Annotated in this window: 17 protein-coding genes and 2 tRNA genes; 12 read left to right on the top strand and 7 right to left on the bottom strand. The window is 43.3% G+C overall.

Annotated elements, in window-relative coordinates:
- The 5 genes from Q0110_RS14610 (at nucleotide 1) to Q0110_RS14630 (ending at nucleotide 8,519) form a co-directional block, all read left to right on the top strand.
- Nucleotides 1-1,575, top strand: coding sequence for an HAD-IIIC family phosphatase (locus tag Q0110_RS14610; RefSeq protein WP_297907912.1), 1,575 nt, complete (start codon nucleotides 1-3; stop codon nucleotides 1,573-1,575).
- A gap of 14 nt (nucleotides 1,576-1,589) precedes the next feature.
- Nucleotides 1,590-1,814 (top strand): acyl carrier protein, encoded by a 225-nt coding sequence (locus Q0110_RS14615; RefSeq protein WP_297907915.1) that lies wholly within the window; start codon nucleotides 1,590-1,592, stop codon nucleotides 1,812-1,814.
- A 90-nt stretch (nucleotides 1,815-1,904) separates the two neighbouring features.
- Nucleotides 1,905-3,155 carry an aminotransferase class I/II-fold pyridoxal phosphate-dependent enzyme gene (locus Q0110_RS14620; RefSeq protein ID WP_297907918.1) on the top strand — a complete coding sequence of 417 codons (1,251 nt, stop codon included), beginning with the start codon at nucleotides 1,905-1,907 and terminating at the stop codon, nucleotides 3,153-3,155.
- A gap of 5 nt (nucleotides 3,156-3,160) precedes the next feature.
- Nucleotides 3,161-5,071, top strand: a complete 1,911-nt coding sequence (locus Q0110_RS14625) for a nucleoside-diphosphate sugar epimerase/dehydratase (RefSeq protein WP_297907921.1) — start codon at nucleotides 3,161-3,163, stop codon at nucleotides 5,069-5,071.
- Nucleotides 5,072-5,216: 145 nt separating this feature from the next.
- The gene (locus Q0110_RS14630; protein ID WP_297907924.1) at nucleotides 5,217-8,519 is read left to right on the top strand and encodes an AsmA-like C-terminal region-containing protein; all 3,303 of its coding nucleotides are present in this window, start codon (nucleotides 5,217-5,219) and stop codon (nucleotides 8,517-8,519) included.
- Here Q0110_RS14630 and rfbB read toward each other — a convergent pair.
- Together rfbB and rfbC are read right to left on the bottom strand one after the other, a co-directional pair.
- On the bottom strand, nucleotides 8,511-9,650 hold the full coding sequence (gene rfbB, locus Q0110_RS14635; protein WP_297907928.1) for a dTDP-glucose 4,6-dehydratase: 1,140 nt from the start codon (nucleotides 9,648-9,650) through the stop codon (nucleotides 8,511-8,513). The two genes, Q0110_RS14630 and rfbB, sit on opposite strands and share 9 nt — an antisense overlap.
- Nucleotides 9,651-9,663: 13 nt before the next feature.
- On the bottom strand, nucleotides 9,664-10,221 hold the full coding sequence (gene rfbC, locus Q0110_RS14640) for a dTDP-4-dehydrorhamnose 3,5-epimerase (RefSeq protein ID WP_297907931.1): 558 nt from the start codon (nucleotides 10,219-10,221) through the stop codon (nucleotides 9,664-9,666).
- A gap of 165 nt (nucleotides 10,222-10,386) precedes the next feature.
- Between rfbC and Q0110_RS14645 the strand changes: the two genes are divergently transcribed.
- From Q0110_RS14645 to guaA (Q0110_RS14660), 4 genes are all read left to right on the top strand, one after another.
- Nucleotides 10,387-10,458 (top strand) — tRNA-Cys (locus tag Q0110_RS14645).
- Nucleotides 10,459-10,517: 59 nt separating this feature from the next.
- Nucleotides 10,518-10,589 (top strand) — tRNA-Cys (locus Q0110_RS14650).
- Between the two features lie 239 nt (nucleotides 10,590-10,828).
- On the top strand, nucleotides 10,829-12,349 hold the full coding sequence (gene guaA / locus Q0110_RS14655) for a glutamine-hydrolyzing GMP synthase (protein ID WP_297907934.1): 1,521 nt from the start codon (nucleotides 10,829-10,831) through the stop codon (nucleotides 12,347-12,349).
- Between the two features lie 130 nt (nucleotides 12,350-12,479).
- Nucleotides 12,480-13,787, top strand: coding sequence for a glutamine-hydrolyzing GMP synthase (guaA, locus tag Q0110_RS14660; RefSeq protein ID WP_297907937.1), 1,308 nt, complete (start codon nucleotides 12,480-12,482; stop codon nucleotides 13,785-13,787).
- A gap of 89 nt (nucleotides 13,788-13,876) precedes the next feature.
- Here guaA (Q0110_RS14660) and Q0110_RS14665 read toward each other — a convergent pair whose 3' ends face one another.
- The 5 genes from Q0110_RS14665 to Q0110_RS14685 all read right to left on the bottom strand — a co-directional run bounded on the left by Q0110_RS14665 (nucleotide 13,877) and on the right by Q0110_RS14685 (nucleotide 18,690).
- Complete coding sequence (locus Q0110_RS14665; RefSeq protein ID WP_297907940.1) at nucleotides 13,877-14,614, bottom strand: DUF1080 domain-containing protein; 738 nt, start codon at nucleotides 14,612-14,614, stop codon at nucleotides 13,877-13,879.
- A gap of 85 nt (nucleotides 14,615-14,699) precedes the next feature.
- Nucleotides 14,700-15,416, bottom strand: coding sequence for a 16S rRNA (uracil(1498)-N(3))-methyltransferase (locus Q0110_RS14670; protein ID WP_297907943.1), 717 nt, complete (start codon nucleotides 15,414-15,416; stop codon nucleotides 14,700-14,702).
- Between the two features lie 28 nt (nucleotides 15,417-15,444).
- On the bottom strand, nucleotides 15,445-16,761 hold the full coding sequence (locus Q0110_RS14675; RefSeq protein ID WP_297907947.1) for a nucleoside transporter C-terminal domain-containing protein: 1,317 nt from the start codon (nucleotides 16,759-16,761) through the stop codon (nucleotides 15,445-15,447).
- A complete protein-coding gene (locus tag Q0110_RS14680) occupies nucleotides 16,758-17,399 on the bottom strand; it encodes a bifunctional nuclease family protein (RefSeq protein WP_297907950.1) in 642 nt (213 codons plus the stop codon). Before Q0110_RS14680 ends, Q0110_RS14675 begins: the two co-directional genes overlap by 4 nt.
- A 349-nt stretch (nucleotides 17,400-17,748) precedes the next feature.
- Entirely contained in the window at nucleotides 17,749-18,690 is a 942-nt protein-coding gene (locus Q0110_RS14685) for a DUF5106 domain-containing protein (protein ID WP_366139683.1), read from the bottom strand.
- An 81-nt stretch (nucleotides 18,691-18,771) separates the two neighbouring features.
- On the opposite strand from Q0110_RS14685, the gene Q0110_RS14690 reads away from it, so the two are divergent.
- From Q0110_RS14690 to Q0110_RS14700, 3 genes are all read left to right on the top strand, one after another.
- Nucleotides 18,772-19,668 carry a LysR family transcriptional regulator gene (locus Q0110_RS14690; protein WP_297907956.1) on the top strand — a complete coding sequence of 299 codons (897 nt, stop codon included), beginning with the start codon at nucleotides 18,772-18,774 and terminating at the stop codon, nucleotides 19,666-19,668.
- 90 nt (nucleotides 19,669-19,758) lie between these two features.
- Nucleotides 19,759-20,700 carry a putative sulfate exporter family transporter gene (locus Q0110_RS14695; RefSeq protein WP_297907958.1) on the top strand — a complete coding sequence of 314 codons (942 nt, stop codon included), beginning with the start codon at nucleotides 19,759-19,761 and terminating at the stop codon, nucleotides 20,698-20,700.
- A gap of 132 nt (nucleotides 20,701-20,832) precedes the next feature.
- Nucleotides 20,833-23,178 carry a transglycosylase domain-containing protein gene (locus Q0110_RS14700; RefSeq protein ID WP_297907961.1) on the top strand — a complete coding sequence of 782 codons (2,346 nt, stop codon included), beginning with the start codon at nucleotides 20,833-20,835 and terminating at the stop codon, nucleotides 23,176-23,178.
- Nucleotides 23,179-23,323 lie beyond the last annotated feature (145 nt).

Raw genomic sequence — 23,323 nt, forward strand, 5'->3', positions numbered from 1 at the left:
ATGAGGTACGTTTTTAGAAATAATACAGTAGAGCGTTTTTTCTCAAAGGAATATGTCTTTTCAGGTTATGATGACATCAGTGTGATTCCAACGGACTTTGAGTATTATGTGTGGTGGTATCAGGTGCCTATAAAGTATGAACGACAGGTTTTGGCTGAGGAAATTAAGGGGTATATCCAAAAATTCAGTTTCGTACTTCAACAAATAGTTTCTGATAAGATGCTTGTGGCTTTGACGATGGAGGTCTTTTATGATACTCCATTTACGGATGATGATTTCCTGTTGGCTAAAGCTGTGTCTGATTATAATGCTACTCTTTTTGAGGCTGAACGTTTATATGCAAATTTGAAGGTTGTTGATTTGAGTGATTTTACTTGTCAGTATCCAATCTCAGAGTTAATGGACTGGAAGTTTTATCTTATTTCTCAAATGGGAATGAATCCCAAGCTAAGTAAACCTTTTCAGGCATGGTGGAACCATAAATTGGATAGTATTGCATTGAAGCGGAAAAAATGCCTTGTCCTTGATTTGGATAATACCCTTTGGGGAGGAGTGTTAGGAGAGGAAGGTATTGACGGAATCCAAATAGGTGGAGATTATCCTGGTAAGGCTTTTTTGTATTGGCAAGAAGCTTTGCGGCAGTTGACGAAGATAGGTGTGATCTTGGCGATTTGTTCTAAAAATAATGAACAAGATGTTTGGGATGTTTGGGATAAAAATCCGTTTATAGTATTGAAGAAAGATGATTTTAGTGCTTATCGCATCAACTGGACAAATAAGGCAACAAATATTAAAGAGTTAGCGGAAGAATTGAATATTGGACTGGATAGTATAGTGTTTGTTGACGATAATCCGACAGAACGGGAATTAGTAAAACAGATGTTACCGATGGTGAGTGTGCCAGATTTCCCAGAGCATCCTTATATGCTACTTGAGTTCTTCAAACAATTAGTAAATGATTATTTTAAGGTTTATAGTATAACTGAAGAAGATCGCCAGAAAACAGAACAGTATAAGGCTGCGGCTAGTCGCTTAAAATCGCAAAAAAGTTTTACGGATTTTGATGAGTTTTTGGAGAGTTTAGACATTCAGATCATAATAGAGGCTGCTAATGAATTTAATATTCAACGTATTGCCCAAATGACCCAGAAGACAAATCAATTTAATCTTACTACAAAGCGTTATACGGATGCTGATATACGGAACTTTATGACAAATGGGTGGAAAATTTGGTGTATTAGTGTCGCTGATAAATTTGGTAATAGTGGTATTACAGGATGTGCGATGGTTAATGGCAATAAAATAGATACATTTTTGTTAAGTTGCCGTATTTTGGGAAAAGGGATAGAGACCGCCTTTGCCAAAACGTTATTTAAAATATTGGCCTCTGAAGGGATGGCTGAATTGAAAGCTCAATACATACCTACAACTAAAAATATGCAAGTTAAGGACTTTTATGATAGGATGGGATTTACTTGTGTCGTGGAAGATGAATACGGGAATAAAGAGTATGTGTTGGATTTATTATCGATGGATTTTTCAGTAAAAAAGTATTATCATATCATAGTGAAATAAAATGTAGTATAGTTATGGAAACGAAAGTGTTGGATGTTTTGAAAGATATTTTTGAATTAGACATAGTTGATGAAAGCTGTTCTCGGGCAAATTGTGCGGCATGGGATTCAATGGGGCAACTGAATTTGGTTGCGGAATTAGAAGAAATTTTTGATGTTTCATTGGAACCTGAAGAGATTGGCTCAATGAAATCTTATGATGATATTGTGAGGATATTAAAAAGTAAAGGTGTAAAATAGTAAAACTAAAGTTTTTAGTGTGATTAAAACTTTTGCCTGAAAGTAGGAGAGTTCCATGTATAAATGAAACTCTAATTATCTATCAAAATCATGAACAAACATATTTATTTGTGCTTGGCTCACATGAGTGAGACTGGTATGGAACAAATGTATATCAAAGAAGCCTTTGATACGAACTGGGTCGTGCCTTTAGGCCCGAACGTGAATGGATTCGAGAAGGATTTGGAGACTTTCGTGGGTGAGGATAAGCGTGTCGTGGCTCTTAGTGCGGGTACTGCTGCGGTGCATCTGGCGTTGCTCGCCTGTGACGTGAAGCCGGGGGATGAAGTATTGGTGCAAAGTTTTACGTTTTGTGCTTCTTCGCATCCGATCACTTATTTAGGGGCGATCCCGGTATTTGTGGATAGTGAGCCGTATACATGGAACATGGATCCAGAATTATTGGAGGAGGCTATAAAAGACCGTATTTGTAAAACGGGTAAGAAACCTAAAGCGATAGTTCCAGTGGCACTTTATGGTATGCCGTATGACTGCGACCGAATTATGGAGGTGGCTAACCGGTATGATATTTCGGTGATAGAGGATGCAGCGGAGGGCTTTGGTTCTAAATACAAGGCACAGGTATTGGGTACCTTCGGACGTTATGGCGTATTGTCGTTTAATGGAAATAAGATGATCACTACCTCGGGTGGTGGCGCTCTGATTTGTCCGGACGCAGAGCAATGGCAGCGGGTGATGTGGTATGCTACGCAAGCGCGGGAGAGTTATCCTTATTATCAGCATGAGGAGATCGGATATAATTACCGGATGAGTAATATTTGTGCGGGTATTGGTCGGGGGCAGATGACGGTGGCCAATGATCACATCGCTCATCATAAGCATGTGCAAGCTCTCTATGAGGACTTGCTTGCGGATGTGAAGGGTATCACGGTGCACCGGCAACCGGAAGGGGGTGATTATGACAGTAACTTTTGGTTAAGTACGATCACGTTGGATGAACATTTGAGAGTGAGGGGGCAGGAAAATGCCTACCAGCAAGTGATAACAGGTGCCGTAGGTGGTGCCGCCGGTGTGATTCACGCTGCGGGGACGGCTACAACGGACTGTCAGCCAAATGATAATGTGGAGGCTATGCGTATGGCCTTGGATCGAGCGGGCGTGGAGGCTCGTCCCGTATGGAAACCGATGCATAAGCAACCTGTATACAAAGATGCTCCGGCGTATGTAAACGGAGTGAGCGAGGCTATCTTCAAGGTTGGGTTGTGCCTGCCTGCTGGTCCGTATGTGACGGATGAGGATGTGGCTTATATCGTGGATTGTATAAAGAAGAGTATACTATAGTTATCATGAACCCTTTTTCTCAACTATCTACCTGGTACTTTTCCAAGAAATCCTTACCCTATTGGGGTATTATCTTGCTGGATTGCTGCTTGATCTTGTTTTCCGGTTTATTGGTGTATACCTTGAATAATGGGGTCTTATCAACCTTGGATATTTTAGGACATTTGTTGGTTACGCTATTGGTATGCCTGATTCCTTATTTAGTAGGGTTTCGCCTGTTCCACACTTATTCAGGGATCATCCGTTATTCCTCTTTCGTGGATTTGCAAAAGGTGGGATTCGCTGTCCTGTTTGGTTTGATTTGCGTGGTGGTGTTTCAGGCACTGACTGATTTCTCTCCTTATTTGATGTATATCCGTAAACGGGATCTGATCCTCTCCGCATTGTTGGCGATGAGTTTGATGTGGATGATACGTGTATTCGTTAAATTCTTTTATGTGAGTACCTTTCGGGTGGCTAAAGCAGAGCGTGCCTTTATCTATGGTGTGAAGCAAGGTGGGGTTAGTTTGGCAAAGAGTATTCAGAATCAAGATCCAGCCCGGTTTGTGCTGGCGGGTTTTATCTCGGACCAGGTTAAGATAGGGAATCGGTATTTGATGGGAGTCAAGGTCTACCCGAATAACGAGGACTTGATTAGTGTGATGAGGAGGCAACATGCTAATGTCTTGCTGGTATCTCCATTGAAGGTTGAGGCAATCCGGAATAATCCGGATATGGTAGATCGGCTGATCAAGGCAGATATAAAGATATATATGATTCCTACAGCCCAAGAGTGGGATGGAAAAAGTGATTTAAACTACTCGCAACTGAGGGAGGTGAATATAGAGGATTTGTTGCCTCGTGATAAGATAGATATAGACTTGGGAGCGGTGAGGGAACAGCTTACCGGAAAACGAATCATGATAACAGGGGCTGCCGGAAGTATCGGGAGTGAGATCGTACGGCAGGTCGCCCAGTTTGATCCGGAGCGTATGGTCTTGATCGATCAGGCTGAGACTCCCTTGCATGATGTTCGCTTGATGATGTCTTGTCAGTGGCCGGATATAAAATCCTATACGGTGGTGAGCGATATTTGTGTTCGGGAACGTATGGAGGAGCTGTTCAGAGAGCATCGTCCGGATTACGTGTTCCATGCGGCGGCTTACAAGCATGTACCGATGATGGAGGATAACCCGGAGGAGAGTGTTCGCAACAACGTGGACGGTACCCGGGTGATCGCAGACTTGGCTGTGAAATATGGTACGAGGAAATTTGTGATGGTATCGACAGACAAAGCCGTGAATCCAACGAACGTGATGGGCTGCTCGAAACGTATTTGCGAGATATATGTGCAGAGCTTGGACAAGGCCATCAAGGATGGGAAGGTGAGTGGTCGTACGCAATTCGTGACGACTCGTTTCGGGAATGTGCTGGGATCGAACGGTTCCGTGATCCCGTTGTTCAAGGAACAGATCAAACGTGGAGGTCCGGTGACGGTTACCCATAAGGATATCATTCGTTTCTTCATGCTGATACCGGAGGCCTGCAAGCTGGTGTTGGAGGCTGGTACGATGGGGAATGGAGGTGAGATCTTCGTGTTTGATATGGGGAAACCTGTGCGGATCGTGGATCTGGCCGAGCGTATGATCCGTCTGAGTGGAGTGAAGGGAATTGAAATCCGGTTCACGGGGTTACGTGATGGGGAAAAACTGTATGAGGAAGTTCTTAACGAGGAGGAGACTACTAAACCTACTTTTCATCCGAAGATCAAGATTGCTCAAGTCCGGGCGTATGACTATGCTGATGTCAATAGGCAGATTGATACTTTAGTACAGGCTTGTGCTGTAGAGGGGGATATGCGGATTGTTAAGCGGATGAAGGAAATTGTTCCCGAATTTAAAAGCCAACATTCAAAATATGAGATGTTGGATAAATAAGATGTAGAAAGATAAATAAATTGTAGAAAAAAGGTCTCTCTTAGTTGAGAGGCCTTTTTTTATGATATAAGCATTGTCTTTGAGATAGTATTTCGTATTTTTGCTTATACAATTTAATGGATGTTGTTTGTGATAAGATTAAGGAATGGGTATGGTACGAATAAGAAAGATATTGCTGGTTATAGTGTCTGTGGTGGTCGGACTCCTTTTCATACTTCCTTTGATCGGGGTAGGTATACTGAAATGGGCGATTTTGCCTCCGGAAAAGCTGACACCGTTGGTTGTAGAAAAAGCGAATGAATTCATCGAGGCACGCTTGGAGTGTGAGCGGATGGAATTGACTTATTTCGAGACGTATCCTTATTTGGGGGTAAAGTTGACAAATGGCAGCTTGATCTCGTATCAAGCGGAAGATTCTGTCGCTCATCAGGAGGATTTATCGATTCCTTCGGATTCTTTGTTGTCGTTTAAGAAAGCGATTGTCGTATTTAATCCCACGGATTATTTGTTTACCGGGAAACTGACGATACCGCGGGTTATCATGGATAGTATCCGTTTCTATGGTTATGTGAATGAGGAGGGGAAGGCTAACTGGGAGATTTATCAAAGCGAGATGGATTCGGTAAATGAGTCATCGTCTTCTCCATTACCTAAAATAGATTTACGTCAGGTACATATTACGAGAGGGCATTTTGTCTATGATGACCGTCAGCAGGATTTATATACGGCGATCGATGGTTTCTTCTTACATATCGATGGCCTTTTGACTCGACGAGGTAATAAGTTGGATGTGGAGACGGGATCTTCCTCGATCGTATTCCGTAGCCCGTCTTATTCTTTGGCGAATAATTTGGCTTTACGATTCAAGGGACGCTTGTTGCTGGCCGATGGGATGCGACGGTTCGGATTGCGGGACGCGGAGTTACTAGTAAATAACTTACCTTTTACGGCAGATGGTTTTCTGGTGCCGGCAACAGAGAGTAGCCCGTCACAGATTGATATGGCTTTCGGTTTGAAGGTCTCCGATATGAACGATCTCTTAAGTTTTATTCCGGATGAGTATTTCAAGGATCGGGATAAGATGCTCGCAGAGGGACGTATCCTTTTGGAAGGAGATATCCGGGGAGAGTTAGGGGACAGTATTGTCCCGACCGTAAACTTATGTTGTAAGGTGGAGGACGGCTCTTATCATATAAAAGGTGTTGAACAGGGGATCGATACCTTGCGTATGGATATGGATTTACATTTAAATGGCGCTTACCCGGACTCATCCTTTGTCTCTTTGGAAGAACTAACCTTGATCGGGTTGAATACCTCCTTGACTATGAGTGGAGAAGTAAAAGATATCTGGAGGAATCCGGCGATCCGGGCAGAGATGCAAGGGAAAGTTGATTTTACCCGTTTGGCCAAGGAGTTCTTGAACCCGGATACGTTATTGCTAGAAGGTACCATGATGGCTGACTTATCTACGGCATTTAAGGTAGACGATGTGGTGAATAGTCGCTTCGCTAAGGTCAAATCGTCTGGAAATTTAACTATAGATCGTTTCAAGGCATTTAGCAAGCCGTTGGGTGTGGATATGTATATCGCCGGAGCAAGTTTGTTCGTAGGTTCTACTGAGAACGAAAGTAAATATTTGGATGTAAAAGGATTGTTGAGCGCTAATCTATCTATCGATACCTTGAATATGAGGTATAAGGATGAGATCAGTACGAATATCGGTGGATTAAAGATGGTAGCCAACACGACACCGGTTATTGACACGACAGCCGTTATACCTATGACCGCGGGATTGGAATTTGATCATTTACGTACTAAGTTGCCGGATTCTACATGGATGGTAGCTGGTAAGACTGTATTGAAAGGGGGAATCAAGGCTTCTTCTACGGATAAACGGATTCCTATGGCGGGAGCTACGATCTCGGTGGATACCTTAAAATATATCTTTATCCCTTTACGGACAGGAATGGTTCTGACGGAAAGCCGGTTTTCTTTGGAAGCGTTGCCTTATCGACAGGCGATTCGCCAACAATTGGAACGTCGTTTCGCTACTGGAGATACGGTGCAAAGGCGTACGTTGGCGACTTGGAGAGCTAATAGGCCACGGCATCGAGTGGATTCGGTGACGGCTTCCTCTAATAGTACCTTGCGTCAGTGGGAGGCTCGGGGGCAAGTGAAATTTAAGCAATTACGAGGGTTTAGCCGATTATTCCCCATACCTATGCGTATTGATGGGACTAGCATGAAATTCAATACAAACAATATAACATTGAGTGGGGCTCGCTTGCATCTAGGTAAGAGTGACCTGACTTTGAGTGGAGAGCTTAGCGGTATCCGGCGAGCTATGCTGCGAGGAGGAACGTTGAAAGCCAATTTCGAGTTGGATTCAAAGTTGATCGATTGTAATCAGTTGATGCGGGCTATTGGTAGAGGTTTGCAGTTTTCCGATCAACTGGCGTCTAATTCGATCGGAGCTTTCTCGGAAGACAGTATTGCCGCACTGGAGACAGATCATTTATTGACGAGTTCCGAGGATAGTGTTGCTACGGATTCGATCTCTCAACTGTTTGTCGTTCCGAAATTCTTGGATCTGACTCTTCATACGGATGCCAAGAAGATTTATTTCAAAGATTTGGAATTGGAAGATGTAAAGGGCGAGGTTGTTGTCCGAGACCAAAGCGTCAACCTGAGTGATTTATATATGAACTCAAATATAGGTTCCGGGGATTTGACAATGGTTTATACAGCTAAGACAGATCAAGAGGCGACCATGGGGTTTGAACTATCTTTAGATGATATTTTAGTGGAACGGCTGATCAGTCTGTTCCCGGATATCGATACGTTAGTCCCTATGCTTCGTTCGTTTGAGGGTGTGGTTGATTGTCAGATGACGGCTACTTGCAAGACCGATTCTGCGATGTCTGTGTTACTTCCTTCCGTAAATGCCTCATGTTACCTGAGTGGAAAGAATATGGTGTTGCTGGATGGCGAGACATTTACTGAGATATCGAAAACGTTGATGTTTAAGAATAAGAAACGGAATATGATTGATAGCATAGCGGTAGATTTTGCTATCCATGAGAATAAAATCGAGGTATTCCCATTCCTGATAGAGATGGATCGGTATAAAGTGGCTGTAGGAGGGACACATAACTTGGATATGACATTCGATTATCATCTATCGGTATTGAAGTCTCCTGTACCGTTTAAACTGGGCATTGATATAAAAGGAAATCTGGATGATTTCAAGTTTAAGATCGTGAAGTGCAAGTATAAGGATTTCTTGAAACCAGCCAAGCAAGCGGAACTGGATAGTACCCGTAGGAACGTGAGAGAGGGGATACGAGAAATGATCCGGAAACAAATAAGAGAGGCCGCTCCCGAATTAGAGAACAGCCTCTCTGAAGCTCATCCGCATATGCATACTCATGTTGAGGAATCAACGTGATCCATACATTTGCTCGTAATATCTCATATAATCTCCGCCAGTGATATCCTCTACCCATTTCTGGTTCTCAAGATACCAACGGATGGTTTTTACGATGCCGACCTCGAAACTGGTCTCTGGTGTCCAGCCTAATTCGTTGGTGATCTTCGTGGGGTCGATGGCATATCGTTGGTCATGGCCCAAGCGGTCTTTTACAAATGTAATCAGGCTATCGTTGATCCAGTCGATAGAGATTTGCCCGTCCACACCGACCTCTTTTTTCTTTAATATTTGGCGGTATTCCGGTTGCTCGGTCATTAATTGATGGATCGTGCGGATCGTGAGTTTTACGATCTCGATATTTTGCTTTTCGTTATGGCCTCCTACATTGTAAACCTCTCCCACACGTCCGCGATGGATTACGGCGTCGATCGCCTTGCAATGGTCTTCTACATACAACCAGTCGCGCACATTTGTCCCGTCACCGTATACGGGTAAGGATTTTCCTTCTAATATATTCTTTATGATTAGAGGGATCAATTTTTCCGGGAAATGATAGGGACCGTAGTTGTTGGAGCAGCGGGTGATGGATACCGGCATCTTGTAGGTCTCGTGATAGGCCTTTACGAACAAGTCTGCGCTTGTTTTAGAGGCGCTATACGGGCTACGGGGATCTAGGGGCGTGTCCTCGCGGAAATAACCTTCAGCACCGAGGCTTCCATAGACCTCATCGGTAGAGACTTGATGGAAACGTACGCCTTCGCGCCATATCGGATAACCGGTCTCAGCCTTGCCGGTAACCCATGCTTTCCGTGCGGCATCTAATAGATTCTGTGTTCCAAGGATGTTGGTTTGCAAGAATAACTGGGGATTTTCGATACTTCGGTCTACGTGACTTTCTGCGGCGAAGTTTACTACATAGTCGAAGTTATATTTCTCGAATAGTTGGTCTGCCAAGGTACGGTCACAAATATCGCCTTTCACAAATTCGCAACGTACATCATCGATATCCTCGGCGATAGTTCCTAAATTGCCGGCATAGGTCAGCAAGTCTAAGACAACGATCTTTATATCATCGTATTTCGCCAGCATATGTTTGACGAAATTGGCGCCGATAAAGCCGGCGGCACCGGTTACTAGGTAAGTTTTCATATCTGTACAGTGTTTAGTATTTGAAGTTAAGCTCTGCGTTTCTTAGCAATGGAGCTTTGGTATCTTTCTCGGATAGGTTGATTGATTCCGGATCGGCGATGCTCCAGTCCACATGAATCGTTGGATCGTCATAGCGGATTCCCCGTTCGTGAGTCGGAGTATATGGGTTGTCTACCTTATAAGTGAAAATGGCTTCATCGCTTAATACATGGAATCCATGAGCGAATCCTTGCGGAATAAATAACTGGCGTTTATTCTCGTCCGATAACTCAACGGCGACATATTTCCCGAAAGTGGGTGAACCTTCACGTACGTCTACGGCTACATCCAATACCCGTCCTTTGATTACCCGGACTAATTTGGATTGAGAGTAGGGCGCAAGTTGATAATGTAACCCTCGTAATACGCCTTTGGAGGAACAAGACTCGTTGTCTTGCACGAACTGGATTTTTCCAATATATTCCTCGAATTCCGTTTGCTTAAAAGCTTCCATAAAGTATCCGCGCGCATCTTTCAATACTTTGGGTTCAATGATCCATACACCCGGTATTACAGTTTCTGTATAAGTCATTTTTTTATTATTTATCTATTTGATAGGCAAAGGTAAGTTCATTTTCTCTACTTCTATAATATTCGAGAGGAAAAATAAAAAAGAAAGGAAAAGTTTGGTAATTCCAATAATATTCTCTTTCTTTGCACTCGCAAAACGAAAGAGGTTGTTTTGTATTAAGGTGATGGTTCCTTGGATGAGTGGCTTAGTCAGCGGTCTGCAAAACCGTTTACGGCGGTTCGAATCCGCCAGGAACCTCTTGGTAATTGAAAATTCGGAATTGAGAATTGGAATTTACTTTTATTTTTGATTGATTCGGTTCCTTGGATGAGTGGCTTAGTCAGTGGTCTGCAAAACCATGTACGGCGGTTCGAATCCGCCAGGAACCTCTAGAAAGCGATAGTATGATTACTGTCGCTTTTTTCTTTTTTATAAGTTCCCTTTTGTGCACGACTTTTATTGTGTGTCACTAGAAGTACTCCGAAAATTTATTTTTCATCATTTATTTTATTCGAGATGTTATTTTGCCTTAAGTACCGTAAAATTAGAACGAATATTTATCCGGTGTGTTTTATGCTCTCGAATTTATTACTACCTTTGCGCCACTCAATTAAATAATTATAATTGCATGCACGAGAAACTTATTATTCTTGATTTCGGCTCGCAAACAACTCAGCTTATCGGTCGTAGGGTCAGAGAGTTGAATATGTATTGTGAGATCGTTCCTTATAACAAATTCCCGCATGACGCTACCGATGTAAAAGGTGTAATCCTTTCAGGAAGTCCTTATTCCGTATACGATGAGAATGCTTTTAAAGCAGACTTGGGGGAGATACGGGGAAAATATCCGGTCTTAGGTATTTGTTATGGAGCACAGTTTCTAGCTTACACATCCGGAGGAAATGTAGAACCGGCTAATTCACGCGAGTATGGGCGTGCTAATTTGTCATACATCGATGGTGAGGATGAATTATTGAAAGGTATCAATGTGGGGTCACAGATATGGATGTCTCACGGGGATACGATTACCGTGTTGCCGGATAATTTCAAAGTGATCGCCAGCACGGACGATGTAAAGGCTGCCGCTTACCATGTGGAAGGCGAGAAGACTTGGGGTGTTCAGTTTCATCCGGAAGTATTTCATTCGATAGATGGAACGAGATTATTGGATAATTTCTTGAACATTTGCGGATGTGCCAAGGATTGGACTCCGGCTTCTTTTATCGAGTCTACTGTTGCGGAGTTGAAAGAACAGCTGGGTAACGATAAAGTGATCTTAGCTCTTTCCGGAGGTGTGGATTCTTCAGTTACAGCCGTATTGCTGAATAAGGCAATCGGTAAGAACTTGACTTGTATTTTCGTAGATCATGGTCTGTTGCGCAAGAATGAGTTCGAGAACGTAATGAGGGATTATGAACATTTAGGATTGAATGTTATCGGTGTAAATGCGAAAGATAGATTCTATAAAGAACTGGCGGGTATTACGGAACCGGAGAAGAAACGTAAGATTATCGGTAAGGGATTTATCGATGTTTTCGATGAAGAGGCGCGTAAGTTGAAAGATATCAAATGGCTGGGTCAAGGTACGATTTATCCGGATGTGATCGAGTCTCTTTCTATTACGGGTACGGTTATCAAGAGTCATCATAATGTAGGAGGTCTTCCGGATACGATGAACTTGAAACTTGTTGAGCCGCTTCGTCTTCTGTTCAAGGATGAGGTTCGACGTGTCGGGATAGAGTTGGGTATGCAACCGCATTTAATCAAACGTCATCCGTTCCCGGGACCGGGGTTGGGTATCCGTATCTTAGGTGATATCACGCCGGAGAAAGTACGTATCCTGCAAGACGCTGATGATATTTATATGACATTGATGCGTGAGTGGGGGCTTTATGATAAGATCTGGCAAGCCGGAGTGATCTTGCTCCCGATCCAGTCTGTGGGTGTAATGGGTGATGAGCGTACCTATGAGAATACGGTGGCTTTACGTGCGGTGACTTCTACGGACGCTATGACCGCTGATTGGGCGCAACTTCCGTATGAATTCCTCGCAAAGGTATCCAATGAGATCATAAATAAAGTGAAAGGTGTGAATCGAGTCGTGTACGATATCAGTTCAAAGCCACCTGCTACCATCGAGTGGGAATGATTGCTGTCTTATAATAATCAAGAAGTCCGGTGTTCAAGTAATGCCGGACTTTTTTTGTTCGGATGCGAAAAAAAGCATATATTTGTCTCAGGTATAACAAAATGTAAAATCAATAAAATTAAAAAGTCACATGAAGCAAGATCTGATTGTTATCTTGGATTTAGGTAGTCATGAGAATACGGTGTTGGCTCGCGCTATTCGTGCATTAGGCGTTTATAGTGAGATTTATCCACATGACATTACGGTTGAGGAATTCAAAGCCTTACCCAATGTGAAAGGTATCATTATCAATGGAGGGCCTAATCATGTCATTGACGGTGTCGCTATCGACGTGAATCCGGGTATTTATGAGATGGGGATCCCTGTAATGGCCGCAGGGCATGATAAGGCTTTGTGCGAGGTTAAATTGCCGGAATTTACAAATGATGTCGAAGCGATCAAGAGTGCGGTTAAGTCTTTCGTGTTCGATACTTGTAAAGCTGAGGCTAACTGGAATATGACGAATTTCGTCAATGACCAGGTTGAGTTGGTAAAGCGTCAGGTAGGCGATAAGAAAGTGCTGTTGGCTCTATCTGGAGGTGTCGATAGTTCTGTGGTAGCTGCTTTACTTTTGAGAGCGATCGGTGATAAACTGGTTTGTGTACACGTGAACCACGGCTTGATGCGTAAGGGAGAGTCTGAGGATGTCGTAGAGGTTTTCAAGAATCAATTGAATGCCAATTTGATATATGTAGATGCTACAGATCGTTTCTTGAATAAATTGGCTAACGTGGAAGATCCGGAGCAAAAACGCAAGATTATCGGAGGTGAGTTTATCCGTGTATTCGAGGAAGAAGCTCGTAAATTAGATGGAATAGATTTCTTGGCGCAAGGTACGATTTATCCGGATATCGTGGAGAGTGGTACAAAGACGGCTAAGATGGTAAAATCCCATCATAATGTAGGTGGTCTGCCCGAGGACTTGCAATTTGCGTTGGTTGAGCCTTTGCGCCAATTATTCAAAGACGAGGTTCGTGCTTGCGGAGTAGAATTGGGATTACCTTACGATATGGTTTATCGCCAGCCGTTCCCGGGCCCGGGCTTAGGGGTTCGTTGCTTGGGAGCTATCACTCGAGACCGTTTGGAAGCGGTACGTGAGTCGGATGCTATCTTACGTGAGGAGTTCAAGAACGCCGGATTGGATAAGAAGGTATGGCAATACTTTACGGTAGTGCCCGACTTTAAGTCAGTTGGCGTGCGCGATAATGCCCGTTCTTTCGAATGGCCCGTGATTATCCGTGCCGTCAATACGGTAGATGCCATGACCGCTACGATCGAGCCGGTTGATTGGCCTATCTTGATGAAGATCACGGATCGTATCTTGAAAGAAGTGAAAAACGTGAACCGTGTATGCTATGATATGTCCCCGAAACCCAACGCGACAATTGAGTGGGAGTAATTAGATTACTTGTTTGACGTGATATAAAAAGGCCCGGTGACTTATCAATGTCCCGGGCTTTTCATTTCTATATTTGCGAATCGAGAAAACTATTTTAGTTCACGAATCTTGATATTACGGAACCAGATCGGATAACCATGATCTTGTAGGCCGATATAACCCTCTTTAGAGATCCCTTCAGTAAATCCCGGGAAATCTTTGAATTTACTGTTGGCTACCAAATCGTCCCACTCCTTGCTCCATAAAGTATATTCTACTACTTTTTTCCCGTTTTGAGTATGAGTTACCTTTCCATCTTTTACACGGATTACAATCGTATTCCACTCTCCGGCTGGATTAACTGTTTTCGGGTCAGCGGGAAGCATATCGTATAAAGAACCTGCTAGGTGATTCGCTAGTTTGTTGTCGGTCGCGTCCACGTTATCTAGTACCTGCACTTCGGGAGCGGCGTAATAAATGGGTTTACCTGGTACTTCACGTACATAATAGAAGATACCGGAATTTCCCATCTTACTGGCTTTCCAGTCTACGGAAAGTTCAAAGTTCTTGAATTTCTTATTTTGGTAAAGGATATCTCCATTAGCTCCTTGGCCCGGCTTTTTACCTTCACCTGTAAATACTTTCATGGCATTGTCCTCTATTACCCAGTTAGCTGGCATAGCGGTACCATTACATTGACGCCATCCGGAGAAATCTTTTCCGTTGAATAATAATTCCCAACCTTCTTTTTTCTCTTTATCTGTCAATGTGTTCGGTTTTTGCGCAAAACAGGGGACAGCTATAGCCATAGCTGAAAGAATCAAGAATGATTTGAACAACTTTTTCATGTTACTTAATTTATTAGATTAGACTTGTTAATATCATTACAAATGTAGTAATTATTTATGAATAAATCCGAAGACATTTTTTCTCTTATTTGTTATCCGGATTGTCTTGATTTAATACGTGAATCGTATGGCAAGCGACTAACGCTGCCGTTTCCGTACGTAATCGGCTTTTTCCCAAAGAGATTGGCTCAAAACCTTTCTCTTGGGCTTGTTTGATTTCTTCAGGGCTGAAATCTCCTTCCGGTCCAATGAGGATTAAGGCGTTCTCTCCCGGCCGATAAATATGTTTCAACAATGGTTTCTCGCCTTCTTCACAATGGGCGATAAATTTACGGCCTTCAAAAGGAGTAGCTATAAATCTCTTGAAATCTGTCATGCCTTCCAATACCGGCAGGGTCGCTTTCTGGGATTGTTTCATGGCGCTGACCAATATCTTCTCCAACCGAGCCAGCTTGACCTCTTTACGCTCCGAAAAACGGCAATTCAAACAAGTGATAGCGTTGATGCCTATTTCTGTCGCTTTTTCTATGAACCACTCCATCCGGTCTATGTTCTTGGTAGGAGCTACGGCTATATGAAGCTTGAAGTTCCAAAGATCGGGTTGTTTCCAATTCTCCAGGATGGTTACCTCACAGTGCTTAGGGTGTGCCCGGTTGATAGACGCTTTATAAAAAGAACCTAGTCCATCCGTCAATACGATCTCGTCACCTTCGCCTAAGCGAAGTACCCGGATGCAATGTCCCGCTTCTTCTTCCGGCAACTCCGGATTTGTTGCGATGTCGGGTGTGTAAAATATCTGCATATTAGTTCTCAATTATCAAATCTCTATATTATCCGAGGATCATACCAATTATAGTAGCCGACAACACGGATACCAAAGCTCCACCAATCATGGCTGGTACACCGATACGTGAAATTAATCCTCGTTTTTCGGGGGCCAATACGCCCAATCCTCCTAGTAAGATACCGATAGACGAGATATTAGCGAAGCCACAAAGGATATAGGTAGACATCAAGATTGATTTCTCATACATAAATAATCCAGCGTCTTTCCATTGTTGCAACTGAAAGTAAGCTACAAATTCATTCAATATAGTTTTTTGCCCTAATAAAGAACCTACCAGCATGATATCTTGGCTGGGAACCCCTATCAACCACATGAAAGGAGAGGTGATTACGCCCAATATAAATTGAAAGGTCAGGCCTTGGGCCTTGCCTTCCGTAATCTTCACGATCCAGTCGTTCAACCCTGTATAACGCCCTATTATACCCTCTGTAATGTAATTTGCCAATGCGACAAGGGATATGAATACCAATAACATCGCGGCGATGTTTGTCATTAATTTTACACCGGTGACCGTACCGGATGAGATGGCATCTAGGATATTCGAGTTTTCCTTTTCCTTACCGGAGATAACAGCCTGATCCTTGGCTTCTTCCGTTTGCGGACAAAGCATCTTCGCTAAAACGATCGAACCCGGTACGGCCATCACGGAAGCCGAGAGCAAGTGAGTGGCAAATAAAACTTTAGCCGCCGGGTCTGTTCCTCCCAGCATACCGATGTAAGTACCCATCACAGAACCGGCGATCGTGCCCATACCAGACACCATAACTAGAAATATCTCCGAGCGATTCATTGTCGGCAAATAGTTCTTGATCAACACCGGCGATTCCGTCATTCCCATAAAAATATTTCCGGCGGCCACTAATCCTTCCGATCCGGATATATTCATGAATTTACGTAATACCCACGCAAAGGCTCCAACTACTTTCTGGATGATCCCCCAATGATAAAACATGGAAACCAAGGCTGAGAAAAATATGACGATCGGCAGTGAATGAAGCAAAAAGCTGAATCTGGCTGCTTTAGAGGCATATGGACCTAGTAGGAAGGTAAGGCCGGCATCTGTGAAGTCCATTAGCTTGACAAAGATCTTGCCACATCCTTCCAGTAGGCTTCCGACGAACGGTACGTACAAAACGGCCAAGGCGAATACTATTTGCATAAACAAGCCTCCACCTACTAATTTCCAATCGATCCGTTTACGGTCATAGCTCATCGCATATGCGATTCCTAAAACCGTGATGATACCCAGCAGACCTCTTAAAAATGAGATTAGTCCGAATCCCCCTTGTTCTCCGATCATTTGTTGGTGTCCTCCTCTTCTTCTCGACGGCGTAACTCGTCTTTATACATTTTTGCGTATTCGTAATTTTCGTCCGCTATAGCGTCTTCCAATCGCTCGTTTATTTCTTGGGTATCCAATAGGCTCAGCCATTTCTTTAACAAGGCTTCGTCTTTGATATCTTCCGGTTCTAATTCCAGCAGGTCATTCTCTTCATCCGGTTCGTCAGCGGGGATAGACAGTGTGTCTTCCAGTACGACACCGCATTCTTTTACAATTTCTTCGGAGGTGAAGATATCGCAACGTACCCGGAGTGCTATGGCTATAGCGTCGGAAGTGCGAGAGTCCAGCTTTATCGTGCGCTCTCCATCACTGAATTCTAGCTCGGAGTAAAATACGCCATCTTCGAATTTATATATATATACTTCTTTTAGAATGACATTGAACGCTTGCGCAAAGATGGCGAATAAATCGTGTGTTAATGGGCGAGGTGGTACGATATGTTCCAGAGCGATCGCTATAGATTGTGCTTCAGCGGTTCCGACGATGATTGGGATTCGTCGAGGGCCATTTTCCTCTGCCAAAATTAGTGCATAGGCTCCGGACTGAATTTGACTATTCGCTAACCCTTGAACCCTTAATTTTATTCTTGTACTCACAGATCTAAAATTTAAAATTGTACACAAAAGCAAAAGTAATATTATTTTCGGGATTATCGCGAATAAATATGATTAATCAAAAAAAATGGCCATCCGTCACGGATGACCAATCTTCATTGCTAACCTTAAATCTAATACCATGAAAAACACGGTGCAAATATATAGTATTATATGTTTTATAGCATAGCTATGCGGCATAAAATGCTATTTTGTTAGCATTATTTTAATAAAAGGCCACCTCGTTAAAGGGCAGTTAACAGTTATTGCTTGCTTTACCGTATCCCCTTCTGCCTTTTCTTTTATTCAGCCGGTACGTTTTTTGATGGGTTCCGGGATGGCTTGAGGGTATTTATATGGATTTTGGTGATAAATGTCGTGATAGATATTTTTCAATATGTTGAATAGTTGCGTCTTTCAGTAAAACTATCTTTTCTTTGTTTAATAGATATAATGTGGGTACTGTATTTAAATCGTAAATCTCGTCGTTTTTAAGCGAAACATTTTTGTCATATGAATTGATCCAGCTTTGGGGTATGGCTGGGATATGCTCTTTCCATGCGTCTAAGTCTTCATCTGGATAGATGGCTAAAATTGTTAGTTTATTGTTTTCCAAAAGATCATTGATCAGGAAAGACGATTCCATTTGTCGGGTTGTCTCTTGACAAGCGTGGCAATCGGGGTTATAGAAAAATAATAATAGATAATCCGCTTTTATACTGTATAAATTCCTGCTTTGCCCGTTCGCTAGTGTATACGTGAAATCGGCTGCGGGAGTCCCGATTCTATTTTTTAAAACGAGCTTTAATAAAAGAGTGGGACGTATTTTTTCTACATCGCTTAAAGAGGAGGATTCGGTAAGATACTCCAAAACCGCAATATACATTTCTTCATTCCTCAAGGGAGAATCGGGGTCGTATAAATATTTCTCCATCATATCGGAAAAATACTGGAACATAGTCTTATCTTGTTCCGCTTTTTTCATCATCGCTTTTATGGAAGATGACATTGTTTCGGATGACACGTAGTTCATCAGGTCTATGTAATTAGACAATGCCTGTTCTGTTACCTGAGGCTCGTGGATATAGGTCGTATCCTTGAAGTCGAACTTATCCCAATAGTGTTTCACTAGGTATTCGGCTCTTTCCTTCGGGTCTGTGATCGAGGTAGGGATAGAGATCATTTCAAAGGTAGGTGGCGTTATTTCGGATTCTCCCGTTTTGAGGGTAGATTGGCCACAGCATATGTTGACGGTTAACGTCAATAATAAAACATATAGATATCTCATATTCATTCATATATTTATACCTCAACCTGCAAATGTATAATATTATTTTTATCTTTGTTAAATTAAAACGGTAAAAGGTAGAATATCATGGATTTTCGATTAAAAGTATTTCATAGCGTGGCTTGTAACTTGAGTTTCACGAAAGCATCCCGGGAATTATTTATCAGCCAGCCCGCTATTAGCAAGCATATCCATGAACTGGAAGTTCAGTATAAGACCCCGCTTTTTGAACGTACCGGCAACCAAATCCGCTTGACTAGGGCGGGAGAATTGCTGTTGTCGCATACGCATGTCTTGCTAGCAGCCTACCGCCAACTTGATTTTGAGATGAATTTACTGACCAATAATTTCTCGGGAGAATTAAGATTGGGAGCTAGCACCACGATCTCGCAATATGTTTTGCCGCCGGTATTGGCCTCTTTCCTCAAGAAGTTTCCGGATATTAAAGTATCTCTGCTTAATGGGAATAGCCGGGATATCGAGCAGGCATTACGAGATGGTAAGATTACACTTGGTTTGGTGGAGGGTAATTCTCGTCAGAATACGATGCGTTATATTCCTTTTATGAGAGATGAGTTGGTCGTGGTGACTCGTACGAATGGCAAATTCGCTCATTATGATGAACTAACTTTAGAACAACTTTGTTCCTTGCCTGTGGTCCTTCGAGAGAATGGGTCCGGAACGTTGGAGGTTTTAGAGTCGGCTTTGGCGAATCATCAAATAAAGTTATCTCAGCTAAATGTATTATTGCAATTAGGAAGTACGGAGAGTATTAAGATGTTTTTAGAGAACACGGATGCTTTAGGTATTATCTCGATCCGTGCGGTAACCCGCGAATTGATGTCGGGCCAATTGAAAGTGATTGATGTGGAGGACTTGACCGCCGAACGGGAATTCTTATTCGTCGAACCCCAAGGGCAAAACGGGGGGATCGAGGAGAGTTTTATCCGTTATACGGAGCAATATGGCTGGGTTATAACTTGAGGTTATTAACCATTCGATATAATGATTGGCAGGATATTTAAATCTGTCGTACTTTCGCGGCGTGAAATAAATGATAAAAAATTAAGAAGAATGAACATGATCGAACAGATTCTGACGAAGTACAACAAGCCTCTATTTATCTTGCTTTTTATTTTGTGTCTAATGCCATTTATATCTCCGGCGGTAGCTTTGTTTCTAGGGCTGGCGTTCGCTATGACAGCCGGGCAACCTTTTCCGAAATTCAGTAAGAAAACCTCGAAATATTTATTACAGTTTTCTGTGGTAGGCTTGGGCTTTGGCATGAATCTGCATGAGTCGTTGCAGACCGGAAAAGACGGTATGGTCTTTACGGTTGTTTCCGTGGTAAGCGTGTTAATTTTAGGTATGTACCTGGGGAAACGGTTAATGATGGACCGGAAGACTGCTTATCTGATCTCGGCTGGAACCGCTATTTGTGGAGGTAGTGCGATTGCCGCTGTCGCTCCAGTGGTGAAAGCGAATGACAATGAGATGTCTATGTCGTTGGGTACGATTTTTATCTTGAATGCGGTCGCCCTGTTTGTTTTCCCGCCGATCGGACATTTATTGGGAATGACGCAGGAACAATTCGGGATGTGGGCAGCTATTGCGATCCATGATACCAGCTCGGTTGTTGGCGCGGGAGCGGCATACGGAGAGAAAGCCTTGGAGATCGCTACCATGGTAAAGCTGACCCGGGCTTTGTGGATTATTCCTATAACGATTGCTACAATGTTCATTTTCAAACAGAAAGGCGCTAAGATCAGTATTCCTTGGTTTATCTTCTTTTTTATATTGGCTATGGTAGCGAATACGTTCCTGTCGATACCGGAAGTCGTTAGCGGTTCGTTGGTTTGGGCGGCGAAAAAGGGATTGACCGTCACATTGTTCTTGATTGGTGCCGGCCTGTCTCGTAAGGTTATCAAGCAAGTGGGAGTTCGTCCGATGGTACAAGGTATTGTATTATGGATTTTTATAGGTCTGGCAAGCCTCGCTGTTATAATGATAATGTAATTGTTTTTTATTACCTTCGCGCTTCAGTAGTTGACAGTTGGTAGTTGACAATTGACAGTTATAACGGATGTAACTATCATTGTCAACTATCAATTGTCAGTTCTCAACTATCAACTATCAACTAATAAGAGGATGGCTTCAAAGATTACAAAAGGCGTTATCATTTCATTTTGGGTTTTATATGTGGCTGTATTGGGGGCCGTGGCAGTAGTGTTCATGTCTATAGCGAATGGTTCGATCGGCTATATGCCTCCGGTGGAGCAATTAGAGAACCCGATTGATAAATATGCTTCCCAAGTTATCTCTTCAGACGGAAAGGCGTTGGGGGCCTATGCGCATAGCAAAGACAATCGTATTTATGTGAATTACGAGGACCTATCGCCGGATTTGGTGAAGGCCTTGATCGCTACCGAGGATATCCGGTTCGCCGAACATAGTGGCATTGATGCGCAAGGTTTGTTCCGCGCCATCGTGAAACGAGGTATCTTGATGCAAAAGAGCGGCGGTGGCGGTAGTACCATCACCCAGCAATTGGCCAAGCAATTATTCTCGCCGAACGCTGATAATATGATGGAACGTCTTTTCCAGAAACCGATCGAGTGGGTGATCGCCGTTCAATTGGAACGTTATTATACGAAGGAGGAGATTATAAATATGTATCTGAATAAGTTCGACTTCTTGTATAACGCCGTTGGAATTCAATCTGCGTCTCGCGTTTATTTTGGCAGGACTCCTAAAAACTTGAAAATAGAGGAAGCGGCCACTTTGGTCGGCATGTGTAAGAATCCTTCTTATTTCAACCCGGTCCGCCATAACGAACGTACGAGGGGCCGCCGTAACACTGTATTGGAACAGATGGAGAAGGCCGGATACATAACTCGGGCAGAATGCGATTCGTTGAAAGCCTTACCCTTGGTCGTACATTTTACCCGTATGGATCATAAGGAAGGTTTGGCTCCTTATTTCCGCGAGTATCTTCGTCTGACGATGACCGCGAAAAAACCGGAACGTAAGGATTACGCCTCTTGGCAATCCCAGAAATTCAGCGAGGACTCATTATCTTGGGTCACAAATCCGTTATATGGCTGGTGTAACAAAAATAAAAAAGCCGATGGAGAATTCTATAATCTTTATACGGATGGACTGAAAATTTATACCAGTATCGATTCTCGTATGCAAAAATATGCGGAAGAGGCTGTACGCGAGCATTTGAGTAAGGATCTTCAACCAGCTTTTTTCCGGGAAAAGAAGGGGCGTAGCTATGCCCCGTTCTCAAAAGACGTGAGAACCGGCCAGGTGGATACGATGTTGATGCGTGCGATGCATCAGACGGATCGTTACCGGGCGATGAAAAAGAGTGGAATGCGTGAGGAGGAAATGCGTAAGGAGTTTGAGAAACCGGTCGATATGCGTGTCTTTAGTTGGAATGGCCCGATCGATACGATTATGTCTCCCATGGACTCGATTCGTTATCATAAAAGTTTCTTACGCACGGCGTTTATGTCGATGGATCCTCGCTCCGGGCAGGTCAAGGCGTATGTAGGTGGTATTGACTATAATGATTTCCAATATGATATGGTGAATGGCGGTCGTCGCCAGATCGGTTCTACCATGAAGCCGTTTCTCTATTCGTTGGCGATGATAGAGGGGATCAGCCCCTGTGACAAGATGTTGCACGTGCAACAGCAATTGATGGATGAGAATGGGCGTTTATGGGTTCCTCGGAACGCCAGTGCGAAGCGGATCGGCGAGATGGTCACGATTCAGTGGGGATTGCAGAATTCCGATAACTGGGTAACCGCTTATCTGATGAGTCAGCTTTCTCCTTATACCTTTGTCCGTTTGCTTCATTCTTTCGGTCTGAAGAATCATATTGATCCGGTTATCTCGGTTTGTCTGGGTACCCCGGATGTCTCGGTAGGAGAGATGGTCGGGGCCTATACGGTATTCGCGAACAAAGGTATCCGGGTAGAACCTTTATTCGTAACCCGTATAGAAGATTCATATGGAAACACGATCGCGAACTTTACTCCTCAGATGAGCGAGGTGCTGACGGAAGATGCCGCATATAAGATGTTGCATATGTTGAAAAGCGTGATCGATGGCGGAACCGGAGGACGTATACGTTTTCGCTATGGGATCAAGGCCGAAATGGGGGGTAAGACCGGTACGACACAGAATAATTCCGATGGTTGGTTTATGGGATTTACGCCTAGCTTGGTATCCGGTTGCTGGGTAGGAGGCGAGGATCGTTCTATCCATTTCGACCGATTGGCCGAAGGGCAAGGAGCTAGCATGGCGTTGCCTATTTATGCGCTTTACATGCAAAAGGTCTATAAAGATAAGACTTTAGGTTACTCGGAAGACGAGAGCTTCGATATCCCGGAAAAATATGCGAACCCCTGTAGCGAAGGAGAGGAAGAAAATAGCCCCACGACTCCACCGGACACAGGAGGCATTGATAAGATGTTTGAGTGATAATAATCAGCTTATTATAGTTTATTGAATTTTCCCGTAAGGGAGATTGTAGTTTCTTCGGCAGGAAATTGTAGTTTCTTGCTGAAGAAACTGTGGTTTCCTGCTGAGGAAACCGAGTAGGGAACCTATCCTTTTTTCCGGATCC

Origin of the sequence: uncultured Parabacteroides sp., from assembly GCF_947855115.1 — a bacterium.
In the GTDB taxonomy this organism is placed as follows: domain Bacteria; phylum Bacteroidota; class Bacteroidia; order Bacteroidales; family Tannerellaceae; genus Parabacteroides.

What these genes read in the sequence shown, in the direction of transcription:
- Q0110_RS14695 (WP_297907958.1), top strand. Translation starts at nt 19,759, where the DNA reads ATGAACATGATCGAACAGATTCTGACGAAGTACAACAAGCCTCTATTT.
- Q0110_RS14675 (WP_297907947.1), bottom strand. Translation starts at nt 16,761, where the DNA reads ATGATCGGAGAACAAGGGGGATTCGGACTAATCTCATTTTTAAGAGGT.
- Q0110_RS14685 (WP_366139683.1), bottom strand. Translation starts at nt 18,690, where the DNA reads ATGAATATGAGATATCTATATGTTTTATTATTGACGTTAACCGTCAAC.
- rfbC (WP_297907931.1), bottom strand. Translation starts at nt 10,221, where the DNA reads ATGACTTATACAGAAACTGTAATACCGGGTGTATGGATCATTGAACCC.
- guaA (WP_297907937.1), top strand. Translation starts at nt 12,480, where the DNA reads ATGAAGCAAGATCTGATTGTTATCTTGGATTTAGGTAGTCATGAGAAT.
- Q0110_RS14625 (WP_297907921.1), top strand. Translation starts at nt 3,161, where the DNA reads ATGAACCCTTTTTCTCAACTATCTACCTGGTACTTTTCCAAGAAATCC.
- Q0110_RS14620 (WP_297907918.1), top strand. Translation starts at nt 1,905, where the DNA reads ATGAACAAACATATTTATTTGTGCTTGGCTCACATGAGTGAGACTGGT.
- Q0110_RS14615 (WP_297907915.1), top strand. Translation starts at nt 1,590, where the DNA reads ATGGAAACGAAAGTGTTGGATGTTTTGAAAGATATTTTTGAATTAGAC.
- Q0110_RS14630 (WP_297907924.1), top strand. Translation starts at nt 5,217, where the DNA reads ATGGGTATGGTACGAATAAGAAAGATATTGCTGGTTATAGTGTCTGTG.
- Q0110_RS14670 (WP_297907943.1), bottom strand. Translation starts at nt 15,416, where the DNA reads ATGCAGATATTTTACACACCCGACATCGCAACAAATCCGGAGTTGCCG.
- Q0110_RS14610 (WP_297907912.1), top strand. Translation starts at nt 1, where the DNA reads ATGAGGTACGTTTTTAGAAATAATACAGTAGAGCGTTTTTTCTCAAAG.
- Q0110_RS14690 (WP_297907956.1), top strand. Translation starts at nt 18,772, where the DNA reads ATGGATTTTCGATTAAAAGTATTTCATAGCGTGGCTTGTAACTTGAGT.
- guaA (WP_297907934.1), top strand. Translation starts at nt 10,829, where the DNA reads ATGCACGAGAAACTTATTATTCTTGATTTCGGCTCGCAAACAACTCAG.
- Q0110_RS14700 (WP_297907961.1), top strand. Translation starts at nt 20,833, where the DNA reads ATGGCTTCAAAGATTACAAAAGGCGTTATCATTTCATTTTGGGTTTTA.
- rfbB (WP_297907928.1), bottom strand. Translation starts at nt 9,650, where the DNA reads ATGAAAACTTACCTAGTAACCGGTGCCGCCGGCTTTATCGGCGCCAAT.
- Q0110_RS14665 (WP_297907940.1), bottom strand. Translation starts at nt 14,614, where the DNA reads ATGAAAAAGTTGTTCAAATCATTCTTGATTCTTTCAGCTATGGCTATA.